Genomic DNA, 21,551 nt, shown 5'->3' on the forward strand with positions numbered 1-21,551 from the left:
TCCCTTACACCGACGAAGACATCGCCGGTGCAAAAGATGCCGTGAAGGGCAAAACCGAAATGGACGCGCTGGTGGCCTATCTGCAAGGCCTGGGCACCATCATCAAAAGCAAACGGTGAATTGGATGGATATCGGGATGATTCGTGGCCTGGGCACCGTTGTCGTGATGGTGGCCTTCATCGGTCTGGCCTTGTGGGTATTCAGCCCCAAGCGCAAGTCGGAGTTTGAAGACGCGACATTGCTGCCTTTTGCGGATGATCCCGAAGCCATCAAGCACGTCGAGCAAGCTTCAAGGAGAAACAAAGAATGACTACATTCTGGAGTCTGTACGTCACAGTCCTCAGTCTCGGTACGATCTTTTCCCTGACCTGGCTGCTGCTGTCGACCCGCAGGGGTCAGCGCAGCGAACAGACGGACGAGACGGTCGGGCACTCCTTCGACGGGATCGAGGAGTACGACAACCCACTGCCGAAATGGTGGTTCATGCTGTTCGTGGGCACCATCATTTTTGCCTTGGGTTACCTGGTGCTGTATCCGGGTCTGGGTAACTGGAAAGGCCTGCTGCCAGGCTATAACTACCTCGATAACGACAAGCAGACCGCGTTCGCCAACGGCCAGACCGGCTGGACCGGCGTCCACGAGTGGGAAAAGGAAATGGCTCGCTCGGACGCCAAGTTCGGTCCGATCTTCGCCAAGTTTGCTGCCATGCCGATCGAAGAAGTCGCCAAGGATCCGCAAGCCCTGAAGATGGGCGGCCGCCTGTTCGCCTCCAACTGCTCGGTTTGCCACGGTTCCGACGCCAAAGGCGCTTACGGTTTCCCGAACCTCACCGACGCCGACTGGCGCTGGGGCGGCGAGCCGGAAACCATCAAGACCACCATCATGGGCGGTCGTCACGCGGTGATGCCGGCCTGGGCCGAAGTGATCGGCGAGCAAGGCGTTGCCGACGTGGCAGCCTATGTGGTGACGCAACTCGATGGCCGCAAGCTGCCGCAAGACGCCAAGGCTGACCCGGTCAACGGCCAGAAACTGTTCGCCGTCAACTGCGTGGCTTGCCACGGCCCGGAAGGCAAAGGCACCCCGGCCATGGGCGCGCCTAACCTGACCCACCCGGGCGCGTTCATCTACGGCTCGAGCTTCGCGCAACTCCAACAGACCATCCGTTACGGCCGTCAGGGCCAGATGCCGGCGCAGGAACAACTGCAAGGCAACGACAAGGTTCACCTGCTGGCGGCTTACGTTTACAGCCTGTCCCACGGTGAAAAAATGCCGGAAGCCGAGGCGCAGTAAGGCCCACGCTTGATGCAAAGGAAGGCCCGGCCAATGACAATTGGCCGGGCCTTTTTCATGGACGGCTGGCCCAGATTGATTTCACCGCCGCCGTGTCGATGAGCGTGCGCTCCTGCCATTGATTGTCCTTCACCAGATAAATCTGCAACTGCTTGCGATCCTCGGTAAAACGGGTGATCAAGTAGGTCTGTTGAGACGTGGCGCCACTCAGATACATCGGCACATCTCCCACCCAGTAAGAGTCACCGCCGTCCCGGTGTAAATGACCGGCGAATATTGCTGTGACCTGATACTTGACGATCATGTCGCGAAAGCGTTTTTGCTGCGCACTGTCGCCCTTCATCTTCAACGGTTTGTGCATATTTATGATAATGGCGTACCCCTGAGCTCTCGCCAGACGCAGGTCAACCTCAAGCCAGTCCAGTGCACTATTGATCTCGAACGTCGTCGGGTTCAGGAAATGAGCAATCCGGGTCGTGTACGTCGGCTCATTGTTGAGTTGAACCATGTGGACGTCACCGATGGTCTTTGAATAAGCGAGACTTCCTGAATACGTATTACCCCAAAAACCTTGCGCGGACCTCACATCAAAGTTATCCACCCTGTTTTCATGATGTTTTCTGAATTCAACAATACTGCCCGCCGCACAGCTGTTACTGAAACAATCATCCACATTGTTTTCATAGTCATGATTACCCAAACCATACAGATACTCACCACCGAAGTACTTAGCCAGCACCTCTTTCATATAGGAGCGCTGCCAGTCATGACCGAAAGCGGTGATATCTCCGTTGATCATCAATGGCACTTTCGCCTGCCCACCCTGAGCATTTCGAAAATCGGCAATACTTGCCAACTGAGTTTCCACCAGCCACTTCGAACGCTTTGTAAACGCCTCATCAGATTCAGGCGCCCCACTGTCTGTCTTGTCTGTCCAGGGATACTGCGTATCCGATGCAAACACCATATATTTAGGCGCAGGCTCCACAGAATAAGCCGAGACTACCGACAACAACAAACACACACCCAGAATAAAAGCCGCAACTTTACTACCCGTCATCATATTTAACTTCCATTCAATAACTTATGCTGACGACCTCATGTCGCCAGCCACCAACTTATTCGAAAGACAATAAAATCTCAAATACACAAACCTGATTAATTAATCACTCTTGTTTCCAAGCTTCTAAAAAACAACCAGGACTAACAACTAAAAAGCAATCAACGATCAGCCGCAGGGGCTTGCGAAACTTGCAATCAGAAAGCGTTCACGATTTGAGGCAAATGCTCAATAGACTCAATCTTCATCGGTCTGTAACTTTTCTTTCCGTCTGCCGATGGTTCGTCAGACCACCCCCTATACCGCTGCATATCAAGGAAGAAAGCCATGCGAGAATCCGATGTTGATTGTGTGCAATCCCACGAAGATTTCACTTTTGCCGACCCGGGTATCAAACCCGACACTCCGCTCCCCGATGCCAGCGGCGACGCCACCGCTGGCCATGAGGTGAAAAAACCCAAAGACGGCGGGCTTGAAAGTCTCGGCGGCGGCAGGCTGGACTGATGCCTGCGGATTGCCTGCCGAGACGATGCATGGGACTCACTCGCCCGAGCGATTCTCATGCATCGTCTATAGTCAATTGATCTGGATCAGGACTTGTTACATCTGCTACACCATTTACAGCCCGCCCCCAACGCGACCAAAGGTCGCACCCGTTAGACGGCGTGACAGGCGTATCATTGCGCCACTGCAACGCCCTTTCCGACCCCGGCCGGCACGTATCGACCGAGGCATTTTTCCACTGCCGTGGGATGCAATGATGAGCAACCAGATTCCGGTACACGACGTCACGCCACCGAGCAAAAACGCGAACAACAGCGTTGATCTTTACGCCTCACGAGAAAAAATCTACACCCGTGCTTTTACCGGTTTGTTCCGCAATCTGCGGATGATGGGCGGTGCCGCCCTGTTCCTGCTGTATTTCGGCACGGTGTGGCTGAACTGGGGTGGCCATCAGGCCGTGTGGTGGAACCTGCCGGAGCGCAAGTTCTTCATCTTCGGCGCCACCTTCTGGCCACAGGACTTCATTCTCCTTTCAGGCCTGCTGATCATTGCCGCGTTCGGCCTGTTCTTCATCACCGTGTATGCCGGCCGAGTCTGGTGCGGCTACACCTGTCCGCAAAGCGTGTGGACGTGGATTTTCATGTGGTGCGAAAAGGTCACCGAAGGCGACCGCAACCAGCGCATCAAGCTCGACAAGGCGCCGATGAGCGGCAACAAACTCCTGCGCAAACTCGCCAAACACTCGCTTTGGCTGCTGATCGGTTTCGTCACAGGCATGACCTTCGTGGGTTACTTTTCGCCGATCCGCGAACTGGTCTTCGAGTTTTTCACCGGACAAGCCGATGGCTGGTCGTACTTCTGGGTCGGCTTCTTCACCCTCGCCACCTACGGCAACGCCGGCTGGCTGCGCGAACAGGTGTGCATCTACATGTGCCCGTACGCTCGCTTCCAGAGCGTGATGTTCGACAAGGACACACTGATCGTTTCCTACGATCCGCGTCGTGGCGAAAGCCGTGGCCCGCGCAAAAAAGGCGCCGACTACAAGGCTCAGGGCCTGGGCGACTGCATCGACTGCACCATGTGCGTTCAGGTCTGCCCGACCGGTATCGACATCCGCGACGGCCTGCAAATCGAATGCATCGGCTGCGCCGCATGTATCGACGCCTGCGACAGCATCATGGACAAGATGGACTACCCGCGCGGCCTGATCAGCTACACCACCGAACACAACCTGTCGGGCCAGAAAACCCATAAACTGCGGCCACGCCTGATCGGCTATGCCGTGGTGTTGCTGGCGATGATCAGCCTGTTGGTGACTGCGTTCGTCATGCGTTCACTGGTCGGTTTCGATGTCAGCAAAGACCGCGTGCTGTATCGCGAGAACGCCGAAGGCCGGATAGAAAACGTCTACAGCCTGAAGATCATGAACAAGGATCAGCGCGACCACACCTACGTGCTGGAAGCCGCTGGCCTGCCGGATCTGCGCCTGCAAGGCAAACGTGAAATCAAGGTCGCGGCCGGGGATATTTTCAGCATGCCGGTCGAGCTGTCGAGCGCACCGGAACAACTGCCGTCGAGCACCAACGAGGTCAAATTCATCCTCAAGGATGCTGATGACAACAGCGTCCACGTTGAAGCCAAGAGCCGATTCATCGGCCCACAAATCCGTTAAGAGAACTGAACATGCCCGCAGCAAACGCCGCAAGTCCCTGGTACAAGCACCTCTGGCCATGGATCATCATCGCGATTCTGGCCTGTTCGGTGACGCTGACCCTGTCCATGGTGACCATCGCGGTGAACAACCCGGACAACCTGGTCAACGACAACTACTACGAGGCAGGCAAAGGCATCAACCGCTCACTGGATCGCGAACTGCTCGCACAGCACCTGAAGATGCGCGCCGCTGTGCATCTGGATGATCTGACCGGTGAAGTCGAAGTGCGCTTGAGCGGCGACAGCCAGCCCAGGACACTTGAGCTGAACCTCATCTCGCCGACCCAACCGGAGAAGGATCGCAAGATCGTCCTGACCCGCAGCGAAACTGAAGCGGGCCGCTACATCGGCCAGTTGAGCGACAAGGTCGACGGCCGCCGGTTTGTCGAATTGCTGGGATCGCAGGATGATCACATCTGGCGCATGTTCGAAGAAGAGCGGGTCAGCCATGACACGGACCTGCTGCTCGGTGACGAACCGCTCCAGGGCGCCGAAGACCTGAAGAAGTAACGCCGCGCTTCGCGCAAACCCGCTCCCACGGTGGATATCCAGTATCCACATACCGTGGGAGCGGGCTTGCTCGCGAAGAGGCCCGACCGGACGACATCGATTACGCCGCATTAATGAAAACCTGATGACCACCCCAATCCCCTGCTACCACTGCGCCCTGCCCGTTCCGTCCGGCAGTCGCTTCACCGCCGTTGTACTCGGGGAACCCCGTGAGTTCTGCTGCCCGGGCTGTCAGGCTGTGGCCGAAGCCATCGTTGCCGGTGGCCTGCAAAGCTACTACCAGCACCGCAGCGAAGCCTCGGCCAACCCCGAAGCGCTGCCGGTGCAATTGGTCGATGAGCTGGCGCTGTACGACCGCGCCGATGTCCAGCAACCTTTTGTCCGCCACGAAGGCGAACTGGCCGAAACCACGCTGCTGATGGAAGGCATCAGTTGCGCCGCCTGCGGCTGGCTGATCGAGAAACATCTGCGCACGCTTGGGGCGGTCGCCGAAGCCCGACTGAATCTGTCCAACCATCGACTTCACGTTCGCTGGGCGGATGGGCAATTGCCGCTGAGCCGATTGCTCGCCGAACTGCGCCACATCGGTTACGCCGCCCACCCGTATCAGGCCGACCGTGCCAGCGAACAAATAGCCAGCGAAAACCGCCTCGCCCTGCGCCAATTGGGCGTGGCCGGGCTGCTATGGTTCCAGGCGATGATGGCAACCATGGCGACCTGGCCGGAATTCAACATCGACCTGAGCCCCGAACTGCACACCATACTGCGCTGGGTCGCGCTGTTTCTGACCACGCCGATCGTGTTCTACAGTTGCGCGCCGTTCTTCAAGGGCGCGATGCGTGACTTGCGAACGCGCCACCTGACCATGGATGTTTCGGTGTCGCTAGCGATCGGCAGCGCCTACATGGCCGGGATCTGGACGGCGATCACCGGCGTCGGCGAGTTGTATTTCGATGCGGTCGGCATGTTTGCGCTGTTTCTGCTCGCCGGGCGCTATCTGGAGCGTCGCGCGCGGGAGCGAACCGCCGCTGCGACCGCACAGTTGGTCAACCTGTTGCCCGCCTCGTGCCTGCGCCTTGATGAGGCCGGCCAGAGCGAGCGCATCCTGCTCAGCGAGCTGCGCCTGGGCGATCACGTGCTGGTACCACCGGGCTCGACCCTGCCGGCGGACGGCAAGATCCTCGATGGCCAGTCGAGCATCGACGAATCACTGTTGACCGGCGAATACCTGCCACAACCGCGCACGCCGGGCGATGCCGTTACAGCGGGCACCCTGAACGTTGAGGGTGCGTTAACCGTGCAAGTGCTCGCGCTAGGACAGGACACGCGACTGTCGGCCATCGTCCGTTTGCTCGACCGCGCCCAGACCGAAAAACCACGACTGGCGGAAATCGCCGACCGCGCCGCGCAATGGTTCTTGCTGTTGTCGCTGATCGCCGCTGCCGCCATTGGCCTGCTGTGGTGGGAGCTGGATTCGTCACGCGCGTTCTGGATCGTCCTCGCGATGCTGGTGGCGACCTGCCCCTGTGCGCTATCACTGGCAACACCGACCGCCCTCACCGCCGCCACCGGAACGTTGCACAAACTCGGCTTGCTGCTGACCCGCGGCCATGTGCTGGAAGGCCTGAACCAGATCGACACGGTGATTTTCGACAAGACCGGCACCCTCACCGAAGGCCGACTGGTATTGCGCTCGATTCGCCCACTGGGCGCACTGGACAGCGATCAATGCCTGAGCCTCGCCGCTGCGTTGGAGAACCGTTCGGAACACCCGATTGCCCGCGCGTTCGGCCGTGCGCCGCTGGCGGCCGAAGAGGTCCACAGCACGCCAGGGCTTGGTCTCGAAGGCTTGGTCGGCGAACAACGCTTGCGCATCGGTCAGGCGGAATTTGTCTGCGCCCTTAGCGGCGCCACTGCGCCTGCAATGCCGAATGAACCCGGGCAATGGCTGCTGCTCGGCGACACGCAGCGGCCGCTGGCCTGGTTCGTCCTCGATGACCGTTTGCGCGACGATGCACCGGCCCTGCTCGCCGCCTGCAAGGCGCGTGGCTGGCGCACATTGCTGTTGTCCGGCGACAGTTCGCCGATGGTCGCAAGTGTTGCCGCAGAACTGGGCATCGAAGAGGCCCGTGGCGGTCTGCGCCCGGACGACAAACTGCAAGTGCTGCACCAGTTGCACCGGGAAGGTCGCAAAGTCTTGATGCTCGGTGACGGCGTCAACGATGTGCCAGTGCTGGCGGCTGCCGACATCAGCGTGGCCATGGGCTCGGCCACTGACCTGGCGAAAACCAGCGCCGATGCCGTGTTGCTGTCCAATCGGCTCGACGCCCTGGTGCAAGCCTTCACGCTGGCGCGACGCACCCGCCGGGTAATCATCGAGAACCTGCTGTGGGCGGCGCTGTACAATGGCTTCATGTTGCCGTTCGCCGCCCTCGGCTGGATCACCCCGGTGTGGGCCGCGGTCGGCATGTCGATCAGTTCGTTGACCGTGGTGCTCAATGCCCTGCGCCTGACTCGCCTGCCGAGCGCGCCGGCCGCCCGCACCGCGTCAGAAACCCGCCCGCTGCCGGCCTGAGCCGCAAGGGCATGGAGTACAGATGCCAGCTCTCTACGTGATGATCCCGGCCGCACTGCTGATCGTGGCCATCGCCGTGTACATTTTCTTCTGGGCAGTGGACAGCGGTCAGTACGACGACCTCGACGGTCCGGCCCACAGCATTCTGTTCGACGATCAGGACCCCAACCACACCGCTGCGGTGGACGAAGCCAACGCAACCAAACCGGACGACAAGGCGCCACCCCATGCTTGAATTGGCGCCCCTGCTGGTGTCGGCGCTGATCCTCGGCTTGCTCGGTGGCGGCCATTGCCTGGGAATGTGCGGCGGTTTGATGGGCGCGCTGACGCTGGCAATCCCCAAGGAGCAACGCAGCCGACGCTTTCGTCTGCTGCTGGCCTACAACCTGGGTCGAATCCTCAGTTACGCCACCGCCGGATTGCTGATCGGCCTCGCCGGTTGGGCAGTGGCGAACAGCCCGGCCGCGCTGTTCATGCGCGTGCTGGCCGGTTTGCTGTTGATTGCCATGGGCTTGTATCTGGCCGGCTGGTGGAGCGGACTGACCCGCATCGAAAGCCTCGGTCGCGGCTTGTGGCGCTACATTCAACCGGTAGCCAACCGCTTGCTACCGGTGTCGAGCCTGCCCCGCGCCTTATTGCTCGGTGCGCTATGGGGCTGGCTGCCCTGCGGACTGGTTTACAGCACGCTGTTGTGGTCGGCGAGCCAGGGCAATGCGCTGGACAGTGCCTTGTTGATGCTCGCATTCGGGCTGGGTACCTGGCCGATGCTGCTCGCAACCGGCCTCGCCGCCGAGCGCGTCACAGCGTTGTTGCGCAAACGCAGCGTACGCATGACCGGCGGGGTTTTAGTGATGCTGTTCGGCATCTGGACCCTGCCCGGCCCTCATCAACACTGGTTGATGGGGCATTGAGTCGGCGGCGCAACCTTCGCGGGTAAGCCCGCACCCGCCACACATATCTCCCCGTTGATGCAAATCAACATGCCTGCGCGCGCCCTCCCCTAGACTCGCCAACACTGCCAGCCTACCCGGGGGAATGCCCGCATGCTCGACGCCATTCGTTGGGACACAGATCTGATCCGCCGCTACGACTTGGCGGGGCCGCGCTACACCTCGTACCCGACGGCCGTGCAATTCAACAGTCAGGTCGGCACCTTCGACCTGTTCCACGCCCTGCGCGACAGCCGCAAGGCGCTACGCCCCTTGTCGTTGTATGTGCATGTGCCGTTCTGCGCGAACATTTGCTACTACTGCGCCTGCAACAAGGTGATCACCAAGGATCGTGGCCGAGCACTGCCTTACCTGCAACGCCTGGAGCAGGAAATCCAGCTGATCGCCTGCCACCTCGACCCGGCGCAGAAAGTCGAGCAGTTGCACTTCGGCGGCGGTACCCCGACCTTTCTCAGCCACGACGAACTGCGCCAACTGATGGCGCATCTGCGCAAACACTTCAATCTGCTGGATGACGACTCCGGCGATTACGGCATCGAAATCGATCCGCGTGAAGCCGACTGGTCGACCATGGGCTTGCTGCGTGAGCTGGGGTTCAACCGGGTCAGCATTGGCCTGCAAGACCTTGATCCGGCGGTACAGCGGGCGGTCAATCGCCTGCAAAGCCTGGAAGAAACCCGCGCCGTGATCGACGCGGCGCGCACGCTGCAATTTCGCTCGATCAATATTGACCTGATTTATGGCCTGCCCAAACAGACCCCCGACAACTTCGCCCGCACGGTCGAGGAAGTCATCAGCCTGCAGCCGGATCGACTCTCGGTATTCAACTACGCACACCTGCCGGAACGCTTCATGCCGCAGCGGCGGATCAACAGCAATGAACTGCCGACCCCGACGCAAAAACTGCACATGCTCCAGCGCACCATCGAGCAACTGACCGCCGCCGGTTACCGCTACATCGGCATGGACCACTTCGCCCTGCCCGACGATGAACTGGCGGTCGCTCAGGAAGAACAAACCCTGCAACGCAACTTCCAGGGCTACACCACCCACGGTCATTGCGACTTGATTGGCCTGGGCGTATCGGCCATCAGCCAGATCGGCGATCTGTATTGCCAGAACAGCAGTGATCTCAACGAATACCAAAACACCCTCGCCGCCGCGCAATTGGCGACCAGTCGGGGCCTGGTGTGCAACGCCGATGATCGGCTGCGACGCGCAGTGATTCAGCAACTGATCTGCAATTTCAGCCTGGAATTCGCCGAGATCGAGCAGCAGTTCAACATCGATTTTCAGGGGTATTTCGGCGCGCTGTGGCCGCAACTGCAAGGCATGGCCAACGATGGCCTGATCACGCTTGGTCGCGAGCGTATTGAGGTTCTACCGGCCGGACGGCTGTTGGTGCGCTCGGTGTGCATGGTATTTGACGCCTACCTTGAACAGCAGAACCGCCAGCGTTTTTCCCGGGTGATCTGAACTGATATTGCTTACGCAGACGCTTTGAAACCGATGGTTCAGGATTCACTCGATAGCACCTCGACTGTCGCGTGCCCTGCGGCTTTATGCCCGCAGGGCAATCTCTTCACAAGCTGGCCTGAATGTCCTCCCGTGAGTTACCCTTACGGCTTATGTGTGTTTTCCCACAAGGATTAAAGAAATGTCCGAGCCAGTTAAACTGCGCGCTCACACCCAGGCTCATTGCAAGGATTGCAGCCTGGCCCCTCTGTGCCTGCCACTTTCTCTGAATCTGGAAGACATGGATGCGCTGGACGACATCGTTAAACGCGGCCGCCCGTTGAAAAAGGGTGAGTTCCTGTTCCGCCAGGGCGACACGTTCGATTCCGTTTATGCAGTACGCTCCGGCGCCCTGAAGACTTTCAGCCTGAGCGATACCGGCGAAGAGCAACTCACCGGCTTCCACCTGCCCAGCGAACTGGTCGGCCTGTCCGGCATGGACACCGAAAAACACCCGGTTTCCGCCCAGGCCCTGGAAACCACCTCGGTCTGCGAAATCCCTTTCGAACGCCTCGACGAACTGGCCCTGCAATTGCCGCAACTGCGCCGCCAGTTGATGCGCGTGATGAGCCGCGAAATTCGCGACGACCAGCAAATGATGTTGCTGCTGTCGAAGAAGACTGCCGACGAGCGTATTGCGACCTTCCTGGTCAACCTGTCCGCCCGCTTCCGCGCTCGCGGTTTCTCGGCCAACCAGTTCCGCTTGAGCATGTCGCGCAATGAAATCGGCAACTACCTGGGGCTGGCGGTAGAAACCGTGTCCCGGGTGTTCACCCGCTTCCAGCAAAACGAACTGATTGCCGCCGAGGGCAAAGAAATTCATATCCTCGACCCGATTCAGCTGTGTGCGCTGGCGGGTGGCTCGCTCGAGGGCTGATCTCGATCCGCGGTTGAGCGAAGCGTTTCAGCCGCGGGTATACTGCGCCGTTTGCAGCCCTGCCAGGACACTTCGACGATGGTCTTCGACTCCTTCGACATCAAATCCCTGATCCGCCCCGTGATCGACTTCCCGAAACCGGGCGTGATCTTTCGTGACATCACCCCGCTCTTCCAGTCGCCAACGGCCCTGCGCCTGGTGATGGACAGCTTCGCTCACCGCTATGTCGAAGCCGACTTCACCCACATCGGCGCGATGGATGCCCGTGGTTTTTTGATCGGTTCGGTATTGGCCTATCAGTTGAACAAGCCGCTGGTGCTGTTCCGCAAGCAAGGCAAACTGCCGGCGGACGTGCTGGCCGAGGGTTACGCGACCGAGTACGGTGAAGCGTTCCTTGAAGTGCACGCCGACAGCCTGTGTGAGGGCGATTCGGTGGTGATGTTTGATGATTTGATTGCCACCGGCGGAACGCTGATTGCCGCGGCCAATCTGATTCGCCGGATGGGCGCTCGGGTGCATGAGGCGGCGGCGATCATTGATCTGCCGGAGCTCGGTGGTTCGCAGCGTCTGGAAGACATGGGGATCCCGACATTCTGCCTGACGCAGTTTGCCCTGACCGATAAGTAAGTAGCGCCTGTACTGATGCCTTCGCGGGCAGGCCCGCTCCCACAGTGATTTCGGTCGTTCACAAATCTTGTGTACACCGGGAACTGGCTTGCCCGCGCAGAGGCAGTAGCCTCAGCTACCCTTCAAAGCCCCATCTGCTTGCTGATGATCTCGTTCATCACCTCCCGCGTCCCGCCGCCAATCGACAGGATGCGGTTATCCCGATACAGCCGCTCCACCAGACTCTCGCGCATGTAACCCAGCCCGCCGAGAATCTGCACCGCTTCGGTGGTGATTCGGTCCGAGGTGTCCGTGGCAAAGTTCTTCGCCATGGAAATCTCCTTGATGACACTCTGCCCCGCCGCCATTTTCGCCGCTTGCCGATAGGTGAACTCCCGCGACACTTCCAGCGCCGTCGCCATCTCGGCGAGCCGGTGCTTGATCACCTGGAATTTGCCGATCGGTTTGCCGAATGCCTCACGCTCGCGTGCCCACTTCAGGCTCTCTTCCAGCGCCAACTGTGAAGTCATGTTGGCCATCAGCGCCAACGCCAGCCGCTCGCTCTGGAAGTTGCCCATGATGCAGGCGAAGCCCATGTTCTCGGCACCGATCAAGTTGTCGACAGGCACCCGGCAATCGTCGAAGAACAACTCCGCCGTGTCCGACGCCCACCAGCCCATTTTCTTCAACTGGCGGCCGACGGTGAATCCGGGCGTTTGCTTCTCGATCAGCAACAGGCTGATGCCAGCAAAACCCGGCGCGCCGGTGCGAACCGCGACGGTATAGAAATCGGCGCGCACGCCACTGGTGATAAAGGTTTTACTGCCGCTGACCCGGTAGAAATCACCGTCACGCACGGCGCGGGTTTGCAGGTTGGCAACGTCAGAGCCGCCGCCGGGCTCGGTAACGGCCAGCGCACTGATTTTCTCGCCACGGAGCACCGGCGGCACTACGCGATCGCGCACGTGGGGACGCGCCCATTTGACGATCGGCGGCAGGCCGATATCGAGCGAGCCCAGCCCCGCCACCAAGCCGCCAGCACCGCAGCGCATCAATTCCTCACTGGCGGCAACCTTGGCGAACACATCGCCTTCATGGCTGCCACCCAGTGCTTCGGGGTAGCCGATACCAAGGATCCCCGCTGCACCGGCCTTCAGATACAACTCACGGGGGAAGCTTTCGGCTTCTTCCCACTCATTGATGTCCGGCAGGATCTCACGCTCGACGAAACGTCTGACGCTGTCGCGAACCAATTGGTGGCTGGGGTCGAAGTATTCCTGGAAGGCGGGCATCGGCAAACTCCACTGAAGGGTTGACCGACGTTAACCGAGCGCTTGCTTGGTTTTCAACAGGATTGTTTGATTCAGACAGACCGAGGCGCGCCATTGGCGAGCAAGCCCGCTGCCACATGGGATTTGTAGCGTATACAAAACCATTGTGGCAGCGGGCTTGCTCGCGAAGGCGTCAGATCAGGCAACACAACTATCAGAGAGAGATCGGCTTACGCCCGGCAAACGAGTGTGCAAGGGTACCGCCATCCACCAGCTCCAGCTCACCCCCCAGCGGTACACCGTGGGCAATCCGCGAGGCGATCAAGCCTTTATTGTTCAGCAACTGCGCAATGTAATGCGCCGTCGCTTCACCTTCCACCGTCGGGTTGGTGGCCAGGATCACCTCGGCAAAAGTGCCCGCCTCTTCGATCCGCGCCATCAACTGCGGAATACCGATGGCCTCAGGCCCGAGGCCGTCCAGCGGCGACAGGTGACCTTTGAGCACAAAGTAACGCCCACGGAACCCGGTCTGCTCGACCGCATAGACATCCATCGGCCCTTCCACCACGCACAACAGCGTGTCATCGCGGCGCGTATCGGCGCATTGCGGGCACAGATCGTCTTCGGTCAGCGTGCGGCACTGACGGCAGTGACCGACCCCTTCCATGGCCTGACTCAGGGATTGAGCCAGACGCAGACCGCCGCTGCGGTCACGCTCGAGCAACTGCAACGCCATGCGCTGGGCGGTTTTCTGACCCACACCCGGCAGAACGCGCAGGGAATCGATCAGTTGGCGAATCAAAGGGCTGAAGCTCATGGGTAAAAAGTCCGACAAAACAACGAGACGCGGTTTATACCCGCGCCTCTGGCCAGCGTCAAATACTCAGTCCTGGGCGACCCGCACCACCAGTTTGCCGAAGTTGCGCCCCTCCAGCAGCCCGATAAACGCATCGGGCGCCTGCTCCAGGCCCTCGACCACGTCCTCGCGGAATTTCACCTTGCCCTCACGCACCCACGGCACCATGTGGCTGATGAATTCCGGCTGACGATCACCGTAGTCATCGAACACGATAAAGCCCTGAATCCGCACACGCTTGGTCAACAGGGTGCGTTGCAGCATCGGCAGGCGATCCGGGCCTTGCGGGGCTTCATGGGCGTTGTAGCCCGCGATCAGACCACACAGCGGAATGCGCGCCTTGGGATTGAGCAATGGCACCACGGCCTCGAACACATGACCGCCGACATTCTCGTAATAGACATCGATACCATCGGGACAGGCCTTCGCCAGTTGCTCGGCGAAATCCGCAGCCTTGTGATCGACGCAGGCGTCGAATCCCAGCACCTCCACCACGTATTTGCACTTTTCGACGCCGCCAGCCACACCGACCGCGCGCAGGCCTTTGATCTTCGCCACTTGGCCGACCACTGAGCCGACCGCCCCGGACGCCGCCGCGACCACCAGCGTCTCCCCAGCCTTTGGCTGACCGATATCCATCAGGCCCATGTACGCGGTCAACCCCGGCATACCCAGCACACCGAGGGCCATTGAGGGGCTCGGCAACCCTGCCGGAATCGGAATGATATTGCGCCCGTCGCTGATGCTGTGACTCTGCCAACCGGTCGCGCCAACGACCAGATCACCGGTGTGGAATTTGGGGTGGGTCGAGCGTTCGACTCGGCTGACCGCACCACCGGTCATCACTTCACCGATTTCCACCGGCGCGGCGTAGGACGGAGCGTCGCTCATGCGCCCGCGCATGTACGGATCAAGCGACAGGTACAGGGTTTTCAGCAACACCTGCCCGTCTTCAAGCTCTGGCAAGGCTTCGCGCTCAAGGCGAAAATTTTCCGGGGTCGGCGCACCGACCGGGCGTGAGGCCAGGACGACACGTTGATTGAGGGTGAGAGGGTCGGACATGTCAGCGTCTCCTGTGAATGATGAATTCGGCGGTATAGGGAGCAGACCGTGGGTGGCGGTGATGGGTTCGATGTTTATTCGGACCGACCGAGTCGACTTCTTCGCGAGCAAGCCCGCTCCCACAGGGTTAACGCATTTCAAATGTGTGCGAGCCTGCTCGCGAAGGCGTCAGCGCTGCCAATGCAAAAAAATCAGCCAGAAACAAAAATGCCAGGCGCAATGCCTGGCACTTTGTGTAGCTCATCTGTCGCGCAATGGCGAATCAGAATGGCAGTTTCATGCCCGCTGGCAGGTTCATGCCGGCGGTCATGCCGCCCATTTTTTCCTGGCTGCTGGCTTCGATCTTGCGCACGGCGTCATTGACGGCGGCAGCCACCACGGCTTCCAGCATCTCTTTGTCGTCTTCGCTCAGGCCTTCAACCAGGCTTGGGTCGATGCTCACGCTTTTGACGTCGTGACGACCGGTCATCACCACGGTGACCATATCGCCGCCGGCCTTGCCGGTGACTTCGGCGTTGGCCAGTTCTTCCTGCATCTTGGCCATTTTTTCCTGCATCTGCTGCGCCTGCTTCATCAGGCCGGCCATGCCACCTTTCATCATGGGAATCACCTCAAAAGTACTTGGATCAAAACAGCGCCCGGCCTTGGAGAACGAGCGCCTTCAGTTATTAGCCTTGGGCGACCAAGGCGTCGACGGGTTCAATAGTATCGTGTCGCACCACTGCGCCGAACTGCTGAACCATCTGCTGGATGAACGGATCGCCGTGGATCGACTCCTCCGCTTCGCGCTGACGGTTGGCACGGCGACGGGACGCGGCCTGGGCCGGGGTTTCCTGCTCGGGCTTGATCAGTTCGATGGTCAGGCTCAGCGTGCGACCGTGGAACTGGTTCAACGCATCGTTGAGACGACGCTGTTGAGTGGCGTTGAACAAAGCGCTGTGAGCCGGGTCCAGGTGCATCAGCCACTGATCGCCATCAACCGCGATCAGCGTGCAGTTGGCGGCGATGCTGCCCGTCATGCCGGAGATCGGCAGTTTCGGGAACAGTTCCAGCCATTGCAACGCCAGACCGGTGGCCGGCATCGCTGCGGGCTCCGGCTCGGGTTCCGGGGCCGGTTCTGCGGCATGCTCGCTCGCCAGTTCGTCGAGATAGCTGTATGCCGAATCCATGTCCGGCTCGATGTAGTCCTCGTCCAGCGGCGGCTCGTCATCCGTGTCCATGCCCCGCGTGGCGGCATCGACGTCGGCGACCGACGGCTCGGGAATCGGTGCGGCGGCCCACTCCGGCGCGTCCGGTACAACGCTGTCCGGGGTGGGCAACGGCATCGGCGGCAGATCAGGCTGCTCGGCAGCGGTTTCCAGCACGGGGTCGACCGCCGGCTGCTGGGCCGGTTCGGGTTCGGGTTCTACCGGATCGTTCCAGGGCAAGTCGACGACGGCATCGACGACGACTGGCTCAGGCTCGGGCACAGGATCTGGTTCTGGTTCCGGCTCAGGAGCAATCACCGGCGATGGCTCGGGAGCCGGCGCTGGAGCCGGCGCAATAGCTGCAGCGACCACCGGCGCAGCTTCAGGCGCGGCAGCCACGGCGTTTGCGGAATCAACTGTGGCCTGGCTGATCCCCACTGGCTTTAGCGGTTGCCTCGGGGCGTCCACTGTGTCGGCGGGCCGGAAGGCCAGCATCCGCAACAACACCATTTCAAAGCCACCGCGCGGATCAGGCGCCAGCGGCAAATCGCGACGGCCGATCAGGCCCATCTGGTAATAGAACTGCACGTCTTCGGCCGGCAAGGCCTGAGCCAATGCCAACACGCGATCACGGTCGCCATGACCGTTGTCGACACCTTCGGGCAGCGCCTGGGCGATGGCGACGCGGTGCAGCACGTTGAGAATTTCCGAGAGCACACCATTCCAGTCCGGGCCTTGCTCGGCCAGGTGACGCACAGCTTCGAGCAACGCCTTGGCGTCACCTTCGATCAGCGAATGCAAGACGTCATAGACCTGACCATGGTCCAGTGTGCCGAGCATCGCTCGCACGTCGGAGGCCAGAACCTTGCCTTCACCAAAAGCAATGGCCTGATCGGTCAGGCTCATGGCGTCTCGCATCGACCCGTCAGCGGCGCGACCCAGCAGCCACAAGGCATCGTCTTCGAACGGCACGTTTTCGGCACTGAGGACGTGGGTCAAATGCTCGACCACACGCTCTGGCGTCATGTTTTTCAAAGAGAACTGCAGGCAACGCGACAAAATCGTTGCCGGAAGTTTCTGCGGATCAGTCGTCGCCAGGATGAATTTGACGTACGGCGGCGGCTCTTCGAGGGTTTTCAGCAGCGCATTGAAGGAATGGCTGGAGAGCATGTGCACTTCGTCGATCAGGTAGACCTTGAAGCGCCCACGGCTCGGCGCGTACTGCACATTATCGAGCAACTCGCGAGTGTCTTCGACCTTGGTGCGGCTCGCGGCGTCGATCTCGATCAGGTCGACAAAACGGCCTTCGTCGATTTCACGACACACCGAACACTCGCCGCAGGGGCTGGAAGTGATACCTGTCTCACAGTTCAGGCATTTGGCAATGATCCGCGCAATCGTGGTTTTACCCACCCCGCGTGTACCGGTGAACAGGTACGCATGGTGCAGCCGCTGGCTGTCCAAGGCATTGATCAGAGCCTTGAGCACATGGGTCTGGCCGACCATTTCGCGGAACGAGCGCGGACGCCATTTACGTGCAAGAACCTGATAACTCATCGAAAACCGTCGCAACGAAGGAAGCTGAAGCGGCTAATGCTAGCGGAGCAAGGGCAAAATTGCATCCGGTGTCCTCGTCTAATGTGGCTAAGCTGCATGAGCGGAGTCTTTTATCGGCTCGGGATCGGGAAATGACCGGAGCGTTTATGCGTTGGGCCTTGGGGGCACTGCTGGGAATCAGTTTGAGCGTGACGGCAGCGCAAACACCACTGCGCTTCGCCGTGCCGGATAGCTGGGCCATGCCGATGGTGCAACTTGAACGCGGTCGTCCGACCCAAGGCATTCTGTACGACATGATGCTCAGCCTCGCGACTCAGGTCGGCGTGCCGGCAGAATTCCACGTTCTGCCCCGGACTCGCGTACAAAGCACCATGGAACACGGCGGAGTCGACGTGCGCTGCTTTGCCGCACAATCCTGGCTGCCGAATCAGTCCGGGGATTACATCTGGAGCATTCCGTTGTTTTTTCAGCGTGATTTGCTGATCAGCCGCCAGGATCAGCCTGCCCGCGTCGACACTAACCGACTGCCACGCCAATCCATCGGCACCGTGCTCGGTTACACCTACCCGACCCTGCAAAACCTGTTCGATGCTGATCGACTGCATCGCGAAGACGCCCGAAATCAGGAACAGGTACTGGAAAAACTGCTGGCCGGGCGTTACCGCTATGCCGTGAGCAATCAGTGGACGCTGGACTGGTTCAACCAACGCCTGACGCCTGAAAAGCAACTGCAAGGTGTCGCGATACTGCAGGAGCAGAGCGTGGGCTGCTATGTCAGGAATGACCCAAAGGTGCCAGTGCAGCGCGTTTTACGCACGTTGCTGAGGATGAAAATGTCGGGGGAGATTGATCAGATTATCCGGCTCTATACCGGCAACTCTGAAGTTCACCACTAAACAGCCACCACCGCTCTTTTCCATGCCTGGACTTTTCGGGCTCAAACCTTCGCGCTGTGCATCGGAAAACCCGCCGCCCTCGACAGCTCCCAGATTGTGCCTCGGTGCGTTCAACTGCACCGCTTTCGTGCCATTCCTCGCGACTCGTCTATACATAATCGCGCCCACCCGCATTTGGCACGAGCACTGCAACCCTCCCGCGTCTTCCCCTTTTCAGCAAGGACCACCCCATGACGCAGAACGATGCCGGCAACGATTACCCCCTCAGCGAAGTCCCCATGCACGCGCGCAAAGGCCTGGCCTCGACGGCGATCGTGTTACTGGGCTTCACGTTTTTCACTGCCACCATGTTTGCCGGTGGCAAGCTCGGCGTGGCGTTCAGTTTTAGCGAGATGATGGCGGTGATCATCGTCGGCAACTTGCTGCTGGGCCTCTACGCGGCGGGCCTGGGTTACATCGCCTTCAAGAGTGGCCTCAACTCGGTGCTGATGGGCCGGTTCTGCTTCGGCGAAGTCGGCAGCAAACTCAGCGACCTGATCCTCGGCTTCACCCAGATCGGCTGGTACGCCTGGGGCACCGCGACGGCGGCGGTGGTGATTGGCAAATATTTCGATCTTGATCAAGGCACGGTGCTGGGTTTGATGGTGCTGTTCGGCCTGATGTTCTGCGCCACGGCATATGTGGGCTATCGCGGACTGGAAATTCTCTCCTGCATCGCCGTGCCGGCGATGATGTTGCTGCTGTTGCTGTCGATGTGGGTGGCGACGGTGAAGGTCGGTGGTTTCGAGGGGTTGCTCAGCATCGTCCCGAGCGGCTCGATGGACTGGTCGACGGCGATCACGCTGGTGTTCGGCACCTTCGTCAGCGGCGCAACACAGGCGACCAACTGGACACGCTTCTCACGCTCGGCAAAAGTCGCCGTACTGGCCAGCCTGATCGGGTTCTTCATCGGCAACGGCCTGATGGTGCTGATCGGGGCCTACGGCGCCATCGTCTATCAGCAGCCGGATGTGGTTGAAGTCTTGCTGCTGCAAGGCTTCGCCATGGCGGCGATGGCGATGCTGTTGCTCAACATCTGGAGCACCCAGGACAACACCATCTACAACTTCGCCGTCGCCGGTTGCAACCTGCTGCGCACCGGGCGGCGCAAGACCGTGACCCTCGCCGGCGCGGTGATCGGCACCCTGCTCGCCCTGCTGGGCATGTACGACATGCTGGTGCCCTATCTGATTCTGCTCGGCACGGTGATCCCGCCGATTGGCGGGGTGATCATGGCTGACTTTTTCTACCGTTGGCGCGGGCGCTATCCACGGCTGGTCGACGCACAACTGCCAGCCTTCAACTGGCCGGGGCTTTGGGCTTACGCCGTCGGCACCGTGGCCGCGTTCAGTTCGCCATGGGTCGCGCCGCTGGTCGGCATTGCCGCTGCCGCGCTAACGTATGTCATCGTCACCGGCCTGCTCGGCGCCCGCCGCGCCAGCGCGCCACTACAAGACCTATAAAAAGGATTCGCCTGATGCACATCATCAACGCCCGATTGCGCCACAAGGAAGGTTTGCACCAACTGCAACTCGAAGACGGGTTGATCCGCAGCATCGCCCCCCAGACCGAAGCGCCGTCCCTGGGACCCGACGACCTCGACGCCGGCGGCAACCTGGTGGTGCCGCCCTTCGTCGAGCCGCACATTCACCTCGACGCCACCCTCACCGCTGGCGAGCCGCGCTGGAACATGAGCGGCACGCTGTTCGAAGGCATCGAGTGCTGGGGCGAGCGCAAGGTCACCATCACCGAAGAAGACACCAAGACCCGCGCCAAGAAAACCATTGAGGCACTGGCCGCCCACGGCATTCAACACGTACGCACCCACGTCGACGTCACCGACCCGCAACTCACTGCACTCAAGGCCATGCTCGAAGTGCGCGAAGAGAACCGGCACCTCATCGACCTGCAAATCGTCGCGTTCCCGCAGGAAGGCATCGAGTCATTCCGCAACGGTCGCGAGTTGATGGAAGAAGCCATCCGCATGGGCGCGGACGTGGTCGGCGGGATTCCACATTTTGAATACACCCGCGATCAGGGCGTCAGTTCGGTGAAGTTTCTGATGGACCTGGCCGAGCGCACCGGTTGTCTGGTCGACGTGCACTGCGACGAAACCGACGACCCGCACTCACGCTTTCTCGAAGTGCTTGCCGAAGAAGCGCGCAGCCGTGACATGGGCGCCCTCGTCACCGCCAGCCACACCACCGCGATGGGTTCCTACGACAACGCCTACTGCGCCAAACTGTTCCGCCTGCTCGGCCATTCCGGGATCAGTTTTGTTTCGTGCCCGACCGAAAGCATTCACCTGCAAGGCCGTTTCGACAACTTCCCCAAACGCCGGGGCGTGACCCGCGTCAACGAGTTGCTGGAGGCCGGCATGAACGTGTGCTTCGGCCAGGACTCGATCGTCGATCCGTGGTACCCACTGGGCAACGGCAACATCCTGCGCGTGCTTGAAGCGGGGCTGCACATCTGCCACATGCTCGGTTACCGCAACCTGCAAAGTGCGCTGGATCTGGTGACGGACAACAGCGCCAAAGCCATGCACCTGGGCGAGCGTTATGGCCTGGAACCAGGGCGCCCGGCGAACCTGTTGATCCTTTCGGCGGACAGTGATTACGAAGTGATTCGTAGCCAGGGTCTGCCGCTGTATTCGATTCGCGGCGCCAAGGTATTGATGAAGCGGCAGATGCCGGTGGTGGAATTCAGCGCCTGAGCGGCTGAAAAATGCCCTCGACTGCCCAGCAAAGCATGCTCTGTGCTGGGCTAGCTGATGGCACATCGCCAAGAAATATTTCGCATTACTTTCCCGGAGCCCCCATAGACCGGGGCCCTCACCGTATGTGCGCAACTTTTTGCGCAACTTTTTACGTTTAACATCCAGCTCCCATCTGCGTCCCCCTACACAGATGCACTACGCCCACGGATTACCGGCGCTGTCTCAAGGAGTCTGAGATGTTCAACCTGGCCAACGAAACCCACTTCAGTCTCAAGGTCGAAGACTACGTGGGCGACCTGCAAGTGCTGTCGTTTGTCGGCACCGAAGGCATCAGCCAGCCGTATCGTTTCGACCTCGAACTGGT

The 21,551-nt window shown here is 60.2% G+C and carries 21 protein-coding genes and 1 pseudogene; 16 read left to right on the top strand and 6 right to left on the bottom strand.

Features of this window, described 5'->3' with window-relative positions; all coding sequences use genetic code 11:
• The 3 genes and pseudogenes from ACIOWA_RS23655 to ccoP all read left to right on the top strand — a co-directional run.
• Positions 1-119: pseudogene (locus ACIOWA_RS23655) on the top strand (cytochrome-c oxidase, cbb3-type subunit II); the annotation flags it as partial.
• Positions 120-124: 5 nt separating this feature from the next.
• The gene (locus tag ACIOWA_RS23660; RefSeq protein WP_401136155.1) at positions 125-310 is read left to right on the top strand and encodes a cbb3-type cytochrome oxidase subunit 3; all 186 of its coding nucleotides are present in this window, start codon (positions 125-127) and stop codon (positions 308-310) included.
• Positions 307-1,290, top strand: a complete 984-nt coding sequence (gene ccoP / locus ACIOWA_RS23665; protein WP_401162214.1) for a cytochrome-c oxidase, cbb3-type subunit III — start codon at positions 307-309, stop codon at positions 1,288-1,290. The genes ACIOWA_RS23660 and ccoP overlap by 4 nt, the downstream gene beginning before the upstream one ends.
• A gap of 55 nt (positions 1,291-1,345) precedes the next feature.
• On the opposite strand, the gene ACIOWA_RS23670 is transcribed toward ccoP, so the two are convergent.
• A complete protein-coding gene (locus tag ACIOWA_RS23670) occupies positions 1,346-2,350 on the bottom strand; it encodes a metallophosphoesterase family protein (protein ID WP_401162226.1) in 1,005 nt (334 codons plus the stop codon).
• Positions 2,351-2,677: 327 nt separating this feature from the next.
• On the opposite strand from ACIOWA_RS23670, the gene ACIOWA_RS23675 reads away from it, so the two are divergent.
• From ACIOWA_RS23675 to ACIOWA_RS23715, 9 genes are all read left to right on the top strand, one after another.
• Positions 2,678-2,854 (top strand): hypothetical protein, encoded by a 177-nt coding sequence (locus ACIOWA_RS23675; RefSeq protein WP_339432574.1) that lies wholly within the window; start codon positions 2,678-2,680, stop codon positions 2,852-2,854.
• Between the two features lie 256 nt (positions 2,855-3,110).
• Positions 3,111-4,526: a cytochrome c oxidase accessory protein CcoG gene (gene ccoG, locus ACIOWA_RS23680; protein WP_339432575.1), complete on the top strand. Its 1,416-nt coding sequence runs from the start codon at positions 3,111-3,113 to the stop codon at positions 4,524-4,526.
• Between the two features lie 11 nt (positions 4,527-4,537).
• Complete coding sequence (locus tag ACIOWA_RS23685) at positions 4,538-5,077, top strand: FixH family protein (RefSeq protein WP_339432576.1); 540 nt, start codon at positions 4,538-4,540, stop codon at positions 5,075-5,077.
• Between the two features lie 124 nt (positions 5,078-5,201).
• Positions 5,202-7,652, top strand: coding sequence for a heavy metal translocating P-type ATPase (locus tag ACIOWA_RS23690; protein ID WP_339432577.1), 2,451 nt, complete (start codon positions 5,202-5,204; stop codon positions 7,650-7,652).
• Positions 7,653-7,674: 22 nt separating this feature from the next.
• Positions 7,675-7,887, top strand: a complete 213-nt coding sequence (gene ccoS, locus ACIOWA_RS23695; protein ID WP_339432578.1) for a cbb3-type cytochrome oxidase assembly protein CcoS — start codon at positions 7,675-7,677, stop codon at positions 7,885-7,887.
• Positions 7,880-8,563 carry a sulfite exporter TauE/SafE family protein gene (locus ACIOWA_RS23700; protein WP_401162218.1) on the top strand — a complete coding sequence of 228 codons (684 nt, stop codon included), beginning with the start codon at positions 7,880-7,882 and terminating at the stop codon, positions 8,561-8,563. The genes ccoS and ACIOWA_RS23700 overlap by 8 nt, the downstream gene beginning before the upstream one ends.
• 132 nt (positions 8,564-8,695) lie before the next feature.
• Positions 8,696-10,078, top strand: coding sequence for an oxygen-independent coproporphyrinogen III oxidase (hemN, locus tag ACIOWA_RS23705; protein ID WP_339432580.1), 1,383 nt, complete (start codon positions 8,696-8,698; stop codon positions 10,076-10,078).
• A 181-nt stretch (positions 10,079-10,259) separates the two neighbouring features.
• Positions 10,260-10,994 carry a fumarate/nitrate reduction transcriptional regulator Fnr gene (gene fnr, locus ACIOWA_RS23710; protein WP_339432581.1) on the top strand — a complete coding sequence of 245 codons (735 nt, stop codon included), beginning with the start codon at positions 10,260-10,262 and terminating at the stop codon, positions 10,992-10,994.
• 78 nt (positions 10,995-11,072) lie between these two features.
• On the top strand, positions 11,073-11,621 hold the full coding sequence (locus tag ACIOWA_RS23715) for an adenine phosphoribosyltransferase (RefSeq protein WP_027921719.1): 549 nt from the start codon (positions 11,073-11,075) through the stop codon (positions 11,619-11,621).
• Positions 11,622-11,743: 122 nt separating this feature from the next.
• On the opposite strand, the gene ACIOWA_RS23720 is transcribed toward ACIOWA_RS23715, so the two are convergent.
• The 5 genes from ACIOWA_RS23720 to dnaX all read right to left on the bottom strand — a co-directional run bounded on the left by ACIOWA_RS23720 (position 11,744) and on the right by dnaX (position 17,533).
• The gene (locus ACIOWA_RS23720) at positions 11,744-12,892 is read right to left on the bottom strand and encodes an acyl-CoA dehydrogenase family protein (RefSeq protein WP_339432582.1); all 1,149 of its coding nucleotides are present in this window, start codon (positions 12,890-12,892) and stop codon (positions 11,744-11,746) included.
• 193 nt (positions 12,893-13,085) lie between these two features.
• On the bottom strand, positions 13,086-13,688 hold the full coding sequence (gene recR / locus ACIOWA_RS23725; protein WP_339432583.1) for a recombination mediator RecR: 603 nt from the start codon (positions 13,686-13,688) through the stop codon (positions 13,086-13,088).
• Between the two features lie 66 nt (positions 13,689-13,754).
• The gene (locus tag ACIOWA_RS23730; RefSeq protein WP_401162221.1) at positions 13,755-14,789 is read right to left on the bottom strand and encodes an NADP-dependent oxidoreductase; all 1,035 of its coding nucleotides are present in this window, start codon (positions 14,787-14,789) and stop codon (positions 13,755-13,757) included.
• 262 nt (positions 14,790-15,051) lie between these two features.
• Complete coding sequence (locus ACIOWA_RS23735) at positions 15,052-15,390, bottom strand: YbaB/EbfC family nucleoid-associated protein (protein ID WP_008088817.1); 339 nt, start codon at positions 15,388-15,390, stop codon at positions 15,052-15,054.
• A 67-nt stretch (positions 15,391-15,457) separates the two neighbouring features.
• A complete protein-coding gene (dnaX, locus tag ACIOWA_RS23740; RefSeq protein WP_401162224.1) occupies positions 15,458-17,533 on the bottom strand; it encodes a DNA polymerase III subunit gamma/tau in 2,076 nt (691 codons plus the stop codon).
• Positions 17,534-17,679: 146 nt separating this feature from the next.
• On the opposite strand from dnaX, the gene ACIOWA_RS23745 reads away from it, so the two are divergent.
• The 4 genes from ACIOWA_RS23745 to ACIOWA_RS23760 form a co-directional block, all read left to right on the top strand.
• On the top strand, positions 17,680-18,429 hold the full coding sequence (locus tag ACIOWA_RS23745) for a substrate-binding periplasmic protein (protein WP_401162228.1): 750 nt from the start codon (positions 17,680-17,682) through the stop codon (positions 18,427-18,429).
• A gap of 230 nt (positions 18,430-18,659) precedes the next feature.
• On the top strand, positions 18,660-19,931 hold the full coding sequence (codB, locus tag ACIOWA_RS23750) for a cytosine permease (RefSeq protein WP_339465691.1): 1,272 nt from the start codon (positions 18,660-18,662) through the stop codon (positions 19,929-19,931).
• A 14-nt stretch (positions 19,932-19,945) separates the two neighbouring features.
• Complete coding sequence (gene codA, locus ACIOWA_RS23755; RefSeq protein WP_339465692.1) at positions 19,946-21,184, top strand: cytosine deaminase; 1,239 nt, start codon at positions 19,946-19,948, stop codon at positions 21,182-21,184.
• Between the two features lie 239 nt (positions 21,185-21,423).
• Positions 21,424-21,551 (top strand): hypothetical protein (locus tag ACIOWA_RS23760; protein WP_401162230.1); only part of this gene is annotated, 128 nt, incomplete at its 3' end.

The sequence above is a fragment of the Pseudomonas sp. NPDC087614 genome (assembly GCF_044743485.1).
In the GTDB taxonomy this organism is placed as follows: domain Bacteria; phylum Pseudomonadota; class Gammaproteobacteria; order Pseudomonadales; family Pseudomonadaceae; genus Aquipseudomonas; species Aquipseudomonas baetica_A.

Coding starts and splice junctions, on each gene's coding strand:
- ACIOWA_RS23660 (WP_401136155.1), top strand. CDS start 125: ATGGATATCGGGATGATTCGTGGCCTGGGCACCGTTGTCGTGATGGTG.
- ccoP (WP_401162214.1), top strand. CDS start 307: ATGACTACATTCTGGAGTCTGTACGTCACAGTCCTCAGTCTCGGTACG.
- ACIOWA_RS23670 (WP_401162226.1), bottom strand. CDS start 2,350: ATGACGGGTAGTAAAGTTGCGGCTTTTATTCTGGGTGTGTGTTTGTTG.
- ACIOWA_RS23675 (WP_339432574.1), top strand. CDS start 2,678: ATGCGAGAATCCGATGTTGATTGTGTGCAATCCCACGAAGATTTCACT.
- ccoG (WP_339432575.1), top strand. CDS start 3,111: ATGAGCAACCAGATTCCGGTACACGACGTCACGCCACCGAGCAAAAAC.
- ACIOWA_RS23685 (WP_339432576.1), top strand. CDS start 4,538: ATGCCCGCAGCAAACGCCGCAAGTCCCTGGTACAAGCACCTCTGGCCA.
- ACIOWA_RS23690 (WP_339432577.1), top strand. CDS start 5,202: ATGACCACCCCAATCCCCTGCTACCACTGCGCCCTGCCCGTTCCGTCC.
- ccoS (WP_339432578.1), top strand. CDS start 7,675: ATGCCAGCTCTCTACGTGATGATCCCGGCCGCACTGCTGATCGTGGCC.
- ACIOWA_RS23700 (WP_401162218.1), top strand. CDS start 7,880: ATGCTTGAATTGGCGCCCCTGCTGGTGTCGGCGCTGATCCTCGGCTTG.
- hemN (WP_339432580.1), top strand. CDS start 8,696: ATGCTCGACGCCATTCGTTGGGACACAGATCTGATCCGCCGCTACGAC.
- fnr (WP_339432581.1), top strand. CDS start 10,260: ATGTCCGAGCCAGTTAAACTGCGCGCTCACACCCAGGCTCATTGCAAG.
- ACIOWA_RS23715 (WP_027921719.1), top strand. CDS start 11,073: ATGGTCTTCGACTCCTTCGACATCAAATCCCTGATCCGCCCCGTGATC.
- ACIOWA_RS23720 (WP_339432582.1), bottom strand. CDS start 12,892: ATGCCCGCCTTCCAGGAATACTTCGACCCCAGCCACCAATTGGTTCGC.
- recR (WP_339432583.1), bottom strand. CDS start 13,688: ATGAGCTTCAGCCCTTTGATTCGCCAACTGATCGATTCCCTGCGCGTT.
- ACIOWA_RS23730 (WP_401162221.1), bottom strand. CDS start 14,789: ATGTCCGACCCTCTCACCCTCAATCAACGTGTCGTCCTGGCCTCACGC.
- ACIOWA_RS23735 (WP_008088817.1), bottom strand. CDS start 15,390: ATGATGAAAGGTGGCATGGCCGGCCTGATGAAGCAGGCGCAGCAGATG.
- dnaX (WP_401162224.1), bottom strand. CDS start 17,533: ATGAGTTATCAGGTTCTTGCACGTAAATGGCGTCCGCGCTCGTTCCGC.
- ACIOWA_RS23745 (WP_401162228.1), top strand. CDS start 17,680: ATGCGTTGGGCCTTGGGGGCACTGCTGGGAATCAGTTTGAGCGTGACG.
- codB (WP_339465691.1), top strand. CDS start 18,660: ATGACGCAGAACGATGCCGGCAACGATTACCCCCTCAGCGAAGTCCCC.
- codA (WP_339465692.1), top strand. CDS start 19,946: ATGCACATCATCAACGCCCGATTGCGCCACAAGGAAGGTTTGCACCAA.